At 65.0% G+C, this 13,165-nt stretch carries 11 protein-coding genes; 4 read left to right on the plus strand and 7 right to left on the minus strand.

Annotated elements, in window-relative coordinates; genetic code table 11:
• Window positions 1-6: 6 nt before the first annotated feature.
• The 7 genes from J2Y63_RS00320 to J2Y63_RS00350 all read right to left on the minus strand — a co-directional run bounded on the left by J2Y63_RS00320 (window position 7) and on the right by J2Y63_RS00350 (window position 9,642).
• Window positions 7-843 carry a sugar phosphate isomerase/epimerase family protein gene (locus J2Y63_RS00320; protein WP_435264400.1) on the minus strand — a complete coding sequence of 279 codons (837 nt, stop codon included), beginning with the start codon at window positions 841-843 and terminating at the stop codon, window positions 7-9.
• On the minus strand, window positions 840-2,135 hold the full coding sequence (locus J2Y63_RS00325; protein WP_435264401.1) for a DUF6005 family protein: 1,296 nt from the start codon (window positions 2,133-2,135) through the stop codon (window positions 840-842). Before J2Y63_RS00325 ends, J2Y63_RS00320 begins: the two co-directional genes overlap by 4 nt.
• Window positions 2,132-5,119, minus strand: coding sequence for an IucA/IucC family protein (locus J2Y63_RS00330; protein WP_435264402.1), 2,988 nt, complete (start codon window positions 5,117-5,119; stop codon window positions 2,132-2,134). The genes J2Y63_RS00325 and J2Y63_RS00330 overlap by 4 nt, the downstream gene beginning before the upstream one ends.
• Window positions 5,103-6,890, minus strand: coding sequence for an IucA/IucC family protein (locus tag J2Y63_RS00335; RefSeq protein ID WP_435264403.1), 1,788 nt, complete (start codon window positions 6,888-6,890; stop codon window positions 5,103-5,105). The genes J2Y63_RS00330 and J2Y63_RS00335 overlap by 17 nt, the downstream gene beginning before the upstream one ends.
• 492 nt (window positions 6,891-7,382) lie before the next feature.
• A complete protein-coding gene (locus J2Y63_RS00340) occupies window positions 7,383-8,228 on the minus strand; it encodes a hypothetical protein (protein ID WP_435264404.1) in 846 nt (281 codons plus the stop codon).
• 119 nt (window positions 8,229-8,347) lie between these two features.
• Window positions 8,348-8,653 (minus strand): hypothetical protein, encoded by a 306-nt coding sequence (locus J2Y63_RS00345; protein ID WP_256115215.1) that lies wholly within the window; start codon window positions 8,651-8,653, stop codon window positions 8,348-8,350.
• An 80-nt stretch (window positions 8,654-8,733) separates the two neighbouring features.
• Window positions 8,734-9,642, minus strand: coding sequence for a LysR substrate-binding domain-containing protein (locus tag J2Y63_RS00350; protein WP_435264405.1), 909 nt, complete (start codon window positions 9,640-9,642; stop codon window positions 8,734-8,736).
• A 112-nt stretch (window positions 9,643-9,754) separates the two neighbouring features.
• Between J2Y63_RS00350 and J2Y63_RS00355 the strand changes: the two genes are divergently transcribed.
• From J2Y63_RS00355 to J2Y63_RS00370, 4 genes are all read left to right on the plus strand, one after another.
• Window positions 9,755-10,507 (plus strand): SDR family NAD(P)-dependent oxidoreductase, encoded by a 753-nt coding sequence (locus J2Y63_RS00355; protein ID WP_435264406.1) that lies wholly within the window; start codon window positions 9,755-9,757, stop codon window positions 10,505-10,507.
• Window positions 10,508-10,530: 23 nt separating this feature from the next.
• Window positions 10,531-10,986, plus strand: a complete 456-nt coding sequence (locus J2Y63_RS00360) for a nuclear transport factor 2 family protein (protein ID WP_435264407.1) — start codon at window positions 10,531-10,533, stop codon at window positions 10,984-10,986.
• Between the two features lie 187 nt (window positions 10,987-11,173).
• Window positions 11,174-12,352 carry a PfkB family carbohydrate kinase gene (locus tag J2Y63_RS00365; RefSeq protein WP_435264408.1) on the plus strand — a complete coding sequence of 393 codons (1,179 nt, stop codon included), beginning with the start codon at window positions 11,174-11,176 and terminating at the stop codon, window positions 12,350-12,352.
• Between the two features lie 37 nt (window positions 12,353-12,389).
• A complete protein-coding gene (locus tag J2Y63_RS00370; protein WP_435264409.1) occupies window positions 12,390-13,163 on the plus strand; it encodes a glutamine amidotransferase in 774 nt (257 codons plus the stop codon).
• The last annotated feature ends 2 nt before the right edge of the window (window positions 13,164-13,165 follow it).

Raw genomic sequence — 13,165 nt, forward strand, 5'->3', positions numbered from 1 at the left:
AGTCGGCTAGCTTGCCCGCAATCTCAGGCCGGGGGCGGCAGTTTCCGCCAGCACCCGGCGGTCGTGGCGCAGCACCTCCATGCAATCGGCGCCGAACCATTCCAGCGAGGCCTCGACGGTCTCGTCGCCCGAAATGTCTTCCAGGAAGGGCTGGTAGTCGACCGTGCCTTCGAAAAGCCGGGTCATGCCCTCGCGCCGGCCCGCCGGGGAATAGACATTGGCGGGCTCGAAGACCGCGAGGTCGCTGCGCGTGCTAATGTTCTTGAAGTGATAGTGGCGCACATGCGGTCGGATCGTGCGGTGGAAGGCCACGGGATCGTCGCCGCCCTCCCAGACATGCAAAGTATCGAAATTGATGCCGAAGGCGTCATGGCCGACCTCCTCGATCAGCCGCAGGGTCGAGGCACCGCAATCGGCGAGCGTGTTCGGGTGGGTCTCGGCCAGCAGCGACAGGCCGTGATCCTCGGCGAGCGCCGAAAGCTCGCTAAGCCTTGTCGCGATCAGGCGGCGTTCGTCCTCGCTGGTCGCCGCACTGCCCTTGCTGCCGGCGAAGGTGCGGATTTTTCGTGCCTGCCAGCGGCGGGCGAGGCGGATGAGCGCGAACATGCGCCGGCGCAGCTCGACCGGATCTGCTTCCAGCGGCAGGTAGTCGCTGAGCATGGGCACGTTGAGCCCCAGCCCCGCCAGCCAGTCGCCGTCGCGGTCCGTGCGGTGTTCGAGGCTGCGGGCGTGCACGCCCCAGAGCTCTATGCCGTCGAAACCATTGGTGCGGGCAAAGGCGGCGATCTCGTCGAGCGAGATCAGGTGATGGCGGAAGGTGATCGTGCAGAGCGAAAGTCTCATTGGGCCACCTTCAGGGCTTGGCGGTGAATATCGGCGGGAAAGCGTGAGGCGCGCCAGAGGTCGAAGATTTCGGCGAGCTTGTGCTTCAGCTTGAATTCCTGCGCGTCGGCCTCGTCGATGCGCTTGAGGACGGCGGCGGCGAGCGCCGGGTCGGCCGTCTGGCCGAGCTTCATGCAATCGTAGTGCAGCGACTTCAGGAGCTGGATCAGCGTCTCGATCTCGTCGCACCACGGGTCGAATTGCGCCGCCGGCAGCTTCAGGGCGCGCCAGAAATAGGCGAAGCCGTGCTCATAGGCATATTTGCGGATGGTGATGATCGGCAGCTCGCGCACGGCAAGCGGCAGGTCGGCGAGCATCAGGCCGCTCTTTCCCGTCAGATGCGCGCGAACGATCTCGCGAAGGCGATCGGCAAGCGGATTCGCGTGCGGCTTGAAGCAGGCCTCGAAATAGTCGCGCACATCGGCGTCTTCCGGCGGCCGGGCCGTGCTGGAATCGAAGGCATAGCCCCCGGCGGCCGTCGGCTGGCGCACGGCGTTGAGCACCGTGTCGCGGGCGATCTCGCCCTCCCAGCGGTAGTCCGGGTCCAGCACGCGGAACAGTGAAGGGTCCTCGTGTTTCTCCAGCATCAGGAAGTGCGGGAAGGGGTTCTGGTTGAACTTGTTTTCGCGCTCCGGCAGGTGGAACATGTCGAGCATCACCATCACGCTGCCTGCGGCCGACCGGTTCTCGATGCGGTCCAATAGGGTCACGACGTTCTCGTCCTTGGATTTCGCATGGTCGTACCAGTCCTCGACCGTGACGCCGTAAAGGCGTTCGTACCAGCGGTGGAAGAAATCCTGGGTGATGCCGGGGGCGTGGTAGAGGATCTGGTGGCGGTCGCTGACGGCGAATTCCGTGTCCCAGATGCCGAAATAATAGGGCCGGTGGTCGAGCCCGCGGCGTTTCAGACCGTCGCAAACGCAGCTCACGAAGCAATGGACCTTGATGTCGTAATCGAGCTCGCCATGCACGCCTTCGCCGGTGGTGACGGTCGGTGCGGCGGGCGCCGCACCGCGGGCGAGCAGGGCGGCGAGGTCGGCGACGGTCGAAATATCCTGCCGGTTGATGATTTCCTCCGGCACGCTGACGCCGAATTCCAGTTCGAGGTTGAGGAAGATTTGCAGGACCAGCACGGAATCGAGATAGAGATCCTCGTTGAGCCGGGCATCGGGCGCGAAGGCCTGCATGTGCGGATGCGCCATGTGCTCGGCAAGCACCGTGCGGATGGCGGCGATGATATCGGCCTCGCTCATTCGGCGGCCTCCTTGTTCGGGGTGAATTCGCCGGCCGCAAAACGCGCCGCCACGTCGCGGCGGCTGATCTTGCCGTTCGCCTGGCGCGGCACGGCGGGCACCTGCAGGATTTCGGTCGGCAGCTGGTGGCCGGCGAGGCGCTCGGCGCACCAGGCGCGCACCGCATTCGGCGCCACGTCCTTGCTGGCGGAAAACAGCAGGCCGACCCGTTCGCCGGCAAAGCGATCCTCGCGGCGGAAGGCGACGGCATCGGTGACGTCGGGCATGACCATCACCGCATCCTCGACATCCTTCGGATAGACGTTGAGGCCCGACACGTTGATCATGTCGTCGAGGCGGGAGATGAAGACGAGCATGCTGTCCGCCCGGCGATAACCGAGATCGCGCGTCTCGATGCGCTTGCCGCCGCCTGCGACCACGATCTCGCCGGGCGCGTCGATGCCGGTGCCGGTCTCAAGGGCGAGATGCGGCAGCACATAGCCCATGTCGCCCGCGGAGGTGAGGTCCGGGTTGATGGCGATGCAGCCTGATTCCGAGCAGCCATATTGCTGGAACATGTGCGTGGTCTTCGAGCGGATCGCCGTGAACCAGGCGTCGGGCAAGAGCGTGCCCGAGGTCATCAGCGCGTGCATCTTCTCCCCCTCCGGCGTCAGCCGCGCCAGCGTGTGCAGGATCGCGGGGGAGGAATAGAGCAGCGGACGCTCGGTCTCGCGCAGGCGCCGCAGCAGGTATTTCGGGTTGGCCGCGTTGACGATGACGGGCGCCTGGCCGCGCTTCAGCGCAACCAGAATGCCGCAGATGAGGCCGTAGGAATGGGTGGTCGGGCAGGCAATGACCGGCGTCATGTCCTCGGGCGCGCGGAATGCGCGCACATAGGTCTCCACCTCGGCGTCGATCTCCGCCCAGCTGCGCGCGATGCATTTTGGCGCGCCTGTCGTGCCGGAGCTCATTTGCAGGAGCTGGCCTTCGCAGGTGACGATGTCGGCGAGCCGCTCGGGCGTCACGCTGTTATAATAAAGCCGGTCGCAGCCAGCATTCTGCGCGAGTTTCAGGGCCGCAGCATAGGGCGTGCCGGGATGGATCGGCAGCACGCTGCCGCCGCGGGCGCGGATGGCGAAGAACAGCGCCAGCCAGTCGGCCGTTTCCGGGAAGCAGACGGCGAGGCGGCCGATGGGTTCGCGGTCGAGCCCGGCAGCTTCCGCCATGGCGTCGACGAGGGTCTCGAACGCGCTGCGCTCATAGGCGCGGTCGTCGATGTGCAGCATGAGGTCTCCTTTCCTCGCCCGGGCGGGGGCGAAGGGATTGGGAATGTCGTGGTGATATTCGGGCGCGGCGGCGAAGAGTTTTCGCGTGACGAGTGATTCCGCACGGATGCTTGCCGCGGCGTGGCCAAGCCGGGCCTGCCGGGCGGCAAGGCCGTGTTCGGCGGCATAGGTTTCGAGCCGCCTGCCGATCTTGTCCCAGAGCGCGGCTTCGGGCGTGCCGTAAGCCGTTTCGATCAGATGCGTGAGGTCGGTGAGGTTGTGGACGAAGAGCGTGTCCGTCACCAGCATGCGCAGCATGTCGAGCTGCTCGGTCCAGTAAAAATCGTCGGGTTCGGCCGTCGCGTATTCCGGATCCATCGCTGGGAAATTTGGTTCCAGGCCCGGCTCGCGCAGGAAATGCCGGGCATATTCCATGCTTTCGTGGAAGTCGCGCAGGATGAGGCGCACCGGCCAGCCGTCGCGGTGGACGAGCAGCATGTTCTGCGCATGGGCCTCCACGGCGATGCCGTGGCAGACGAGCAGATGCCAGACCGGCAGCACGGCGACCTCGACCAGCCGTTCGAACCAGGCAGAAAGGCCGTATCGGGCAAGCCACGGCGCGATGAACGGCTTGCCATCCGCCTCGATGACGCCAAGCGCATTGAACGGCACGATGGCCTCGCCGGGCGCCAGCGTTGCCTCCGCGCTGTCGCGCCAGATCGCGGCGATCTCGCCGGCGAGCGGCCCGTGCCGGTCGGCGATGAGGCCGGCATATTCCTTCAGGATCGTCAGCGGATAGCGCTCCGCGAAGAGCGGATCGCCTTCGACGACGCGGCCGATCCAATCCGAAATCGCGGGCGCGGTGCAGACCGAATGCGGCGTCAGGATGCGGCGCGATGAGGTGTTGACGATGCCGAGCGAGAGCTTGACGCTTGCCCGGTGCGGGGCGTCGAGATTGTGCAACGAGCGGATCGACTGGCTGGCGAGATAGCGGTCGCCGGCCGGCCCCAGCATGTGCACGTCGCCCTTGGCCAGCCATTCGGCCAGACGGTCGTCCTTCAGGTGCTGCCATTGCCAGGGATGGATGGGAACGAGGCCGAACCCCCCTTGCGAAAGGCCGAGTGCGGCGCGGCGCGACTGGAGATCGCGGAATGTCTCTTCCCCCAGTTCCAGGCTCCAGAAGGCGTCCTCCGCCATCGGCAGGGCGTGGCGCAGGTGCCTGCGGGCGACAAGCAGCCAGAGGAGTTGGAAGGGCTGCGCCGCTTCCGGCCCGTAGGCGCGGTTGTCGTCAAAGGAAAAGCCGGCGCGCGCCTTGTAGCAGGGATGGTAGGGGTGCCCCTCGTCCAGCGCTGCCTCGATGCCGGCGAAGGAGAGGCCGCGGCGGTCGCGGGCGGCGATGTTGGCCCGGCTCCAGCTGGCGAAGGAGACGGTCAGCTCCAGTTCCGACAGGAGTTTCTGTCGGTTGCGTTCCGGCCCGGGCAGGGCGCCGAGCAGCACGGCCATGGAAGCGGGCATCCACGCGCCGTCGTCACCGCGCATTTCGACCGATGCCGGCGCGATGCGCGGACGCCCGAAGGGGCCGATGTGGCCGCGGCAACGGTAGTCCCGTCCGCCGAGCTGCCAGGCCAGCCGGCCTCCCGCGTCTTCGATCGTCACCAGCCGCTCGAAAATCAGCGCGGCGACAAGCTGGCGCAGCACGCGGTCGCGTGGCGCAGCCGGGTTCTCAAGAGGCAATGGCATGGACCTGCCTCTCGATCGCGGCCTGTTCGCCGTCCCACAATGGATTGCTGATACGGCGGTAGAGCGAGCTCGTATCGTGCGCCTGAAGCTCATCGACACCGAAGAGCCGCGCCCGCAGGTTCGCCTTGGAGGCGATGGTCGGTGCGTGGAGCAGGCTTTCGGCAAAGCGCCGCCCGGCGCCGGACATCACCATCGCAAGCGTTGCGAGCCGGCGGCGCAGCAGTGAAAGCAGCGCTTCCTCGCCCGCCAGCCTGTCATGGCCCATGCGGCTGATGATGGAGAAGATCTGGTTGACGATGGCGTAATAGGCGAAGCGGTCGCGGATTTCGGCCTCGTCGAAATAGAGGCCGTCGATCCGTTCGGTTTCGGGCACGAGGGCGGCGAGGGACGCGCGATCGCTTTCGGCGAGGTAGAAGCCCTGGTTGTCGCGGTAGTAAAAGGCCGAGGGAAAGCCGGTGGAGACGTCGACAAGGCTGTTCTGCTGGTGCGCTTCGAGCGCGATCCCGAAGTCGTCATAGAGGCGCAGCAGCGGTTCGAGGGCATGGTCGAGGTAGCGCTCGAACCAGGCCGTGGCGACCCGGGAGAGGCTTTGCGCCGTGGCACCCGCCAGCCGATGCACGATTTGCGAGAGAAGCGAGGCCCGGCCGGGCAGGGGGTCGGCGGTCAGCGCCGCGATCGTCGCGATGCCCCTGTCGCGGCCTTGCACGAACGGGTTTTCGCGCAGGATGATCTCGAAACCGCTCTCCTCGCGGCCCGGCAAATCGAGCGTGATATAGGCCGGATCCTGGATGATGCCGAACGTGCCATAGCGTGCCGCGATGCCCGCCCGGTCGACCAGTTTGGCGATCGCGACGCCCGCCTCCAGTTCGTGCCGGCGGTTGATGCGCAACGAATTGGTGATGCGAACCGGGAGCGAGAATTTCAGCATCCAGGGATGGTCCGGACTATAGACGGTGCGCACCGACGACGTGGCGGAAAAAGCCGGTCCGAAGCTGCCGAGCGCCCGCAGGCTGCCGCTCTCGATCAGCCCCTGGATATCCGGATCGAGCATCAGCGCGTCCGCCTGGAGCGGGTGCATGGGCACCAGCGTTTCGCCCGCTCGCAGCCGCTCCTCCGCAAGGCCGGCCGAAACCATCGAACGCACGATGGCCGCGGCCGTTTGCGCCCGCGCGCTGTCCTGGCGCACGAGATGATCGGCGGCGGCGAAATAGGCCAGGCGAAAACGCCCGGAATATTCCGGCGCATAGGTCTCCTGCTGCCAGAAGGTCATGCCCTGCCGGCTTTTCGGCGTCGGGTGCAACCAGTGGCCGTAGACGATGGACTGTTCGGCCTCCAGGAAGGTGAAGCATTCGGCGGAAAGCGGCCGCGCGACCTCGATGTTCTCCGCCGTGTGCTGGTAGCTTTGCAGCACGCGCAGCATGAGGCCGAGTTCATAGGCCCGCGCGCTTTCGCGCTGGCTGCCTTCGAAAAGGCGGCAGGCGTCCTGCACCAGCCAGGGCAGGGCGCTCATCGGTTCGACGCTGCGCCATTGCGGATCCGTCACCGGCCGGGTCCACAGGGTGCCGAAATGGCAGGGGCCGCAGGCCGAGCGCGAGGTGATCTCGGCGCGCAGGATGATGCGCGCCGCCGCCAGCGTCCACTCGATGCCCTCGACGGTGCGGCCGTCGCCGTCGACATGGCGGACGGCCATGCCGGGATTGATTTCGCGCAGATAGCAGTTGGCAAAACTCTGGAAGCTTGCCCTTTCAGCGATCAACTGGGTAGTATGCATGCTTCACCTGGTCTGTTTACAGGATGGCCATGGCAGGAAGGGTGCCGGAAAGGTTCGTCGGCTAGACAGGCGGCGCGGCAAGGCCCTGGGCGGTCGTGTGGGGAACGTGGACGCGCGTGGAGACGCGATAATCCCGGGCGTGGCTTTTCGTTTCGCGTGGTTCTTGGTCGGTCGAGCGTGAACGCATCTTCCCTCCGGCTGTTAACTGAAACCGCTTCGCCATCGGCGCACAGATCGTAAGACGACGAACCTCCCAATTTTTTTCATGCGGCAGCGAAAACAATCAGCCGGCTGGCGCACCTCCATTTTGGTGGATTGGTGGCGTGATTGGCCACGGGTTTAGCCATGGTCTCAATGACAACTGGATTATCCGGCAGAATTTACGGTGCGGGCGTTCGAAAACCGACGAGGAAAATACCGATCGTGTTTCGAGCCATAACGTTGCCGACGCGGCGTTGCACTACAAGCGCGACCAAATGGAATGCGGCGATCTCATTCCATCCGCTGGAGCTCTTTGGGAACGCGGTAGGCGGCCCCTTCATACCGCAGGCGGTATTCGCCAGCGGTCGTCTGCTTCTTGTCGATGCATTCTCCATCCTTGTCCGGCGCGCTGATGGTCGTCGTCTTTTTCTCGCTGACGACGATGTCGGCGAACGCCCTTTGCGCAGAGGGGCTCATCGAAAGTGTACGCGCCGTATCGTGAAACTCGCCTGCGCAGTTGGTATCCCATTCTCCCTGGCCCTCGGCGACCACGATATTGTCCAGCACGGGTTTGAGCGCATCGTCGTCGAGCAGAAAGAGCCAGAGGGCCGTTTCGCCAAAGGGATTGGGGCGTGAACTGCCCTGAAGCGAAAGGCGCAGCCCGAAGGCTGTCTTGCCGGGAGCGAGGTGATAGCGCGCGGTATCGAAGGCGACACTTGAGACGAAAACGGCATCGTCGGACATCAGCTTCGGAAGCCGCAGGCGTGCCTTCAGATCAAGGCTGTCGCTATCGACGACGAGCAGTTCGATATCGCCTTCATTGCCGTCGTCCGATTGTTCGCGCATGAGCGGCACGGCGACCAGCGTAAGTTCAGGCCGCGCCGGCCAAATCCGGCAGATCATCGAATGCGGATCGTCACCGCTGTCCGTCGGAAGCTTGATGGTCTCGCCGCCGGCCTCGAAAAGACCGTCGGAGGTGCTTTTCGCGGAAGGATAGGCTTTCTGGATGATGCTGGCGCCGCGCGTGCCGCATTCGTTCTGACTTGCCAGAGCCACCGGCGCGCTGAGGGCGACAATGCCGGCTGCGAGTGTCAGCAGCCCGAAAGGCCGAGCAAAATTCGTTGTCGGAAGTTTCATGCCATGCCTCTCAGCCGATCGAACGCTGGGGCATGGGATAACACATCCGAGCCGTGATCCGGTAGGTGGCTGGTCTCAGGCTCGCCAATGTTTCGTTGCCGCATGGCGGAGCGGGCTCGTCAGATTCCCGACCCGTCGAGCTGCTGGGCGTCGTCGCCTTCCCAGGGGGAGGGTGTGGAGGCGCGGTTGGGATTGGCCGAGGGCATCGGCATCCAACACTTCAGCTCCGGCTCGGCATATTCGACGATACGGCCGGGTGAGGAATCGGAGGCGCGCCAGCCTTCTGCGCCGAACTGGTCGCCGTTCGACCAGTAGGCGACGTCGACTTCCGCCGGTCCCTGCTCGGACGAGCGGACCGTGACGAGGATCCGGCTGCCGTCTCTCGGCGCGCCCGCCATGTGGCGCCAACGGTCTGGCTCATCCATCGTTTTTCTCCTGCCTCACTGCTGGTTGAAGTGTCGCCTCGCCATCGAAGGCGGTCAACCCAAACTTTGCGCAACCGATCTCATCGCGGATGCCGGACCAATGCGTCGCGCGGGAACCCGGCCGCGAGACTGTCGATGAAGCTGCGGACGGCCGGGGGAAGCCCGCGGCGTGTCGTGAAGACGAGGTGGACCAGACCTTGAACGCCGCGCCAGGCGGGAAGGACGCGCACCAGAGACCCTGCTGCGAGCGCCTCTCGGCAGGTATGGTCGGGCAGAAGTGCGATGCCCAGGCCAGCGATGGCCGCCGCGCGGATAGCGGAAAAATCGGCGCATCCCATGCGCGGCGTGTGGCGCATCACATGCGTCCGGCCATCATCGGTTTCGAGATGCCAGTCGACCTCGACCTGCTCGTCGCTGGTCGCAAGCGTCGGAAGGGCTGACAGTTGATCGAGGTCGGCGATCCGGCTCGCCAGTTGCGGCGCGGCGACGAGGATGCGGATGGAATTGCCGAGCGAACGCATCGTCAGGGAGGCGTCGCTGTCCAGCGCCGTGCGGACGCGCAGCGCGACATCGATCCTTTCCTCGATCAGGTCCACGGCCCTGTCGACGGCGACGAGTTGCAGGTGCACCTTCGGGTATCGTTCCAGAAACTGGGCCACGACCGGGCTGACCGATTCTACCAGCCCGGTCGGGCAGCTCATCCGGATCAGGCCGTGCGGCTCGGAATGAGCCTCGGCGACGATCGTTTCGGCGCGTTCGGCCTCCGCCAGCATCGCGCGGCATCGCTCGTAATATTTCTGGCCGACATCCGTGACGCGGAAACGGCGGCTTGACCGCTCGATGAGCCGGACGCCGAGGCGCTCCTCCAGGCCGGCCACCCGTCGACTCAGCTTCGACTTCGGCTCGCGCAGCGCGCGCCCGGCGGCGGCGAACCCGCCATGGGCGACAACTTCGGCGAAATACACGAGGTCGTTCAGATCCGTTCGCATGCCAGCGTTCCTCTTGTGGAACGATGGGTATCACATTTGCCGACTATTCGCATCAGCGTTCTGTGCGCACCTTGTTTTCATCAGCAACGGGCTGAAACAAAGGAGCAAGACAATGACAAACAGGTTCGAAAACAAGACCGTCGTCGTCACCGGCGGCACCAGTGGCATCGGTCTGGCCACCGCGAAGGCATTTGCTGCCGAAGGCGCTTCGGTCTTCATCACCGGGCGCCGCAAGGAAGCGCTGGACGCCGCCGTCAAGGAGATTGGCGGCCGGGTCACGGCCGTCCAGGGCGACATGAGCAAGCTCGCCGACATCGACCGTCTTTATGACGCCGTCCAGCAGAAGCACAGCCATATCGACGTGGTGTTCGCCAATGCCGGCGGCGGCGAATTCGCCCCGCTCGGCGCCATCACGGAAGAGCACTACCAGAAGACCTTCGACACGAACGTGAAGGGCGTGCTGTTCACCGTGCAGAAGGCGCTTCCGCTGCTGCGCGACGGCGGCTCGATCGTGCTGACGTCGTCCACCACCGGCGTCTCCGGCACGCCGGCATTCAGCGTTTATTCCGCCACCAAGGCGGCTGTGCGCAACTTCGCCCGCAACTGGATCCTCGATCTCAAGGATCGTCGCATCCGCGTCAACGCGATCAGCCCCGGCGTAACGGAAACGGCCGGCCTCAACGAACTCTTCGGTGGCGGCGACGAGGCGGACGGCACGAAGACCTACCTGGCCGGCCTCATCCCCGCGGGCAGGATCGGCCAGCCCGAGGAGATCGCCAAGGCCGTCCTGTTCCTGGCCTCGGACGAAGCCTCCTTCGTCAACGGCGTCGAGCTCTTCGTCGACGGCGGGCAGGTCCAGATCTGAACGGCGAGGATAGGAGAGCTGCCATGTCCCACGACATCGCCACGCTGCTGATGCGCAATCTCCTGGACGTGTTCGGCGAGGGCGATGCCGCCCGCCGCCGGGCCGTGGTCGACGAGATCTTCCATGAGGATGCCGTCTTCGTCGAGCCGCACGGCATCTATCGCGGCCGCGACGAAATCTCCCGCATTGCGGGCGTGATACGCGCCACCCATCGACGTTTCGATATTCGCCCGTCGCTCCGGCCGAGGAGTTGCATGGGCTGGCCGGACGGTTGCAGTGGGTTGCCGGCGATCCCGGCGAGCCGCCTGCCTATGCGGGCACCGATTTCGTCGTGGCCAGTGACGGACGGATTGCTGCCGTCTATCTGTTCTTCGACGGAGAACCAGATCCGACGGGCGCGCCGATCGTGGCGTGACCGCTTGTCGAAACCGTCGCCGGATATGAGCGCGTCCGGCGACGTCCTGACGCGCTCGCTATAGTAATCGGGCGCTAGAAATCGGATTTTGAAATAAATTCAAAAATAAGCTCCTTGCCGTATAAAATTCCCTGTTCGTGGCTTAAATTTCAGTTCTTCGGTCCAGTTTGTAGGCTGATTTGGAATATAATTCTGTTGTCCTCGGTCTACTCCAGCTCTAGCGTTGAAGCGCTTCAATTGGATCGACCGCCATGCAACGCAAGCGTCCAACCATTGCTGATGTCGCCCATGCCGCCGGTGTTTCCATCGGCACGGTGTCGAATTTCATCAATGATACGGCGACGATCAAGCAGGCGACACGCGAGCGGATCGAGAAGGCCATTTCCGACCTGATGTACCGGCCGAGCGCGATCGCCCGGTCGCTTCCCGGCCAGACCCTGCGCAAGCCCGGCCTTGCCACATTGCCCCGGCTGCTGGTCGTCGGCCGTGTGAGCGTCGACTTCCTGTGCCGGGTCGATGTGCTGCCCCACCGCGACGATCGCATCACGGCCCAGCATATCGAGAAGGCGCTCGGCGGTCCGGCGGCGAACCTTGCCGTGGCGGCCGCAGCGGTCGGCGAGCCCTATGCGCTCGATGTGGAGCTTGCGACGGCCGTCGGCGACGATCCCGAAAGCGACTGGGCGCTGGCGTCCCTCTCGAAGCTCGGCGTGCATGCGCTGCCGCTACGGCGCACCTTCAACAGCCGCCTCTCGCAGGCCGTGGTCATCATCGAGCGCAACGGCAGCCGCACCATCATCAGCGAACCGTTCGAGCTGAATGAGGTCGACCTGACGGCCAACATGGACATCCAGCGGGAGACACGGCCCGCCTGCCTGCATATCGAGGGTTTCCACTACGAGAGCATGACCGGCTCCATCGCCCGCTTTCATGAGGCGGGGTGGAAGGTCAGCCTGCATTCGGCCGGCCTGCCGGCGAGCGTGCGCACACCGGATGCCTTTACCGCGATGATCCAGTGCATCGACCTCACCTTCATCAACGACGTGACGCTGCGCGAGATCTTCGGTTTCCGCACGCCGATGGCGACGATGATCGAGCAGACGCACGCCATGCTGTCGCAGATCCGCAAGCGCGGCGACGTGGTGCTGACGCTCGGCGAATTCGGCGCGGTCGTCTTCCGCAAGACCGGGGCGCCGCAGATCGAGGTTCCGGCCTTACCGGTCGACCGGGTCGACGCCACCGGCGCGGGCGACAGTTTTGCCGGCATCTTCCTCAGCCTCTGGCTGCATGGCGCCTCGCTGGAAGACGCCGCGCGCTATGCCGCCATTGGCGGCAGCCTCACCACGACGGTGGAGGGTGCCCAAGGATACATCGCGAGCTTCGCGCAGTTGGAAGCGGCCCGCGCGCCCGAACGGGAAAAGATGGCCCGGTGAAACACACCGGCGCTCTGTCGAGAACAGGAGAATGGATATGACGAAGACCAAGGTGCTGTTGGTGGGGGAGAGCTGGGTGAGTTCGGCGACCCATTACAAGGGTTTCGACCAGTTCGGCAGCGTGACCTTTCATCTGGGCGCCGAGCCGCTGGTCGCGGCGCTGAAAGACAGCGAATTCGACCTTCACTACATGACCGCCCACGAGGCCGTGGAAAAGCTGCCGTTCACGCTCGAAGGCCTCTCGGAATATGCCGTCATCATCCTGTCGGATATCGGCGCGAATTCTTTGCTGCTCCATCCCGATGTCTGGCTGCATGGCAAGACCATTCCCAACCGGCTGAAGCTCCTGCGCGACTGGACGGCGGCCGGCGGTGGGCTGATCATGATCGGCGGCTATTTCAGCTTCCAGGGCATCGACGGCAAGGCGCGCTGGCACCGCACGGCAGTCGAGGACGCGCTCCCCGTCACCTGCCTTCCCTATGACGACCGCCTGGAAATCCCCGAAGGTTTCCGCCCCGTCATCAACGCCGACCACGCGATCTTTGCCGGCATCGATGGTGAATGGCCGGTGCTGCTCGGCGCCAACGAAGTCGTTGCGCGGGAGCGCGACGATGTCGAGGTGCTGGCATCACTTCCCGACGATCAGGGCGGGCATCCGTTGCTGGTGACCGGAACCTACGGCAAGGGCCGCACCGTCGCCTGGACATCCGATATCGGCCCGCACTGGCTCCCGAACACCTTCGTCGAATGGCCGGGTTACGCGAAGCTGTGGAAGAACATGCTGGGCTGGGCCGCCCGGCAGGCATCGTAAGG

The sequence above is a fragment of the Shinella sp. BE166 genome (genome assembly GCF_051201095.1).
Classification (GTDB): Bacteria; Pseudomonadota; Alphaproteobacteria; order Rhizobiales; family Rhizobiaceae; genus Shinella; species Shinella lacus.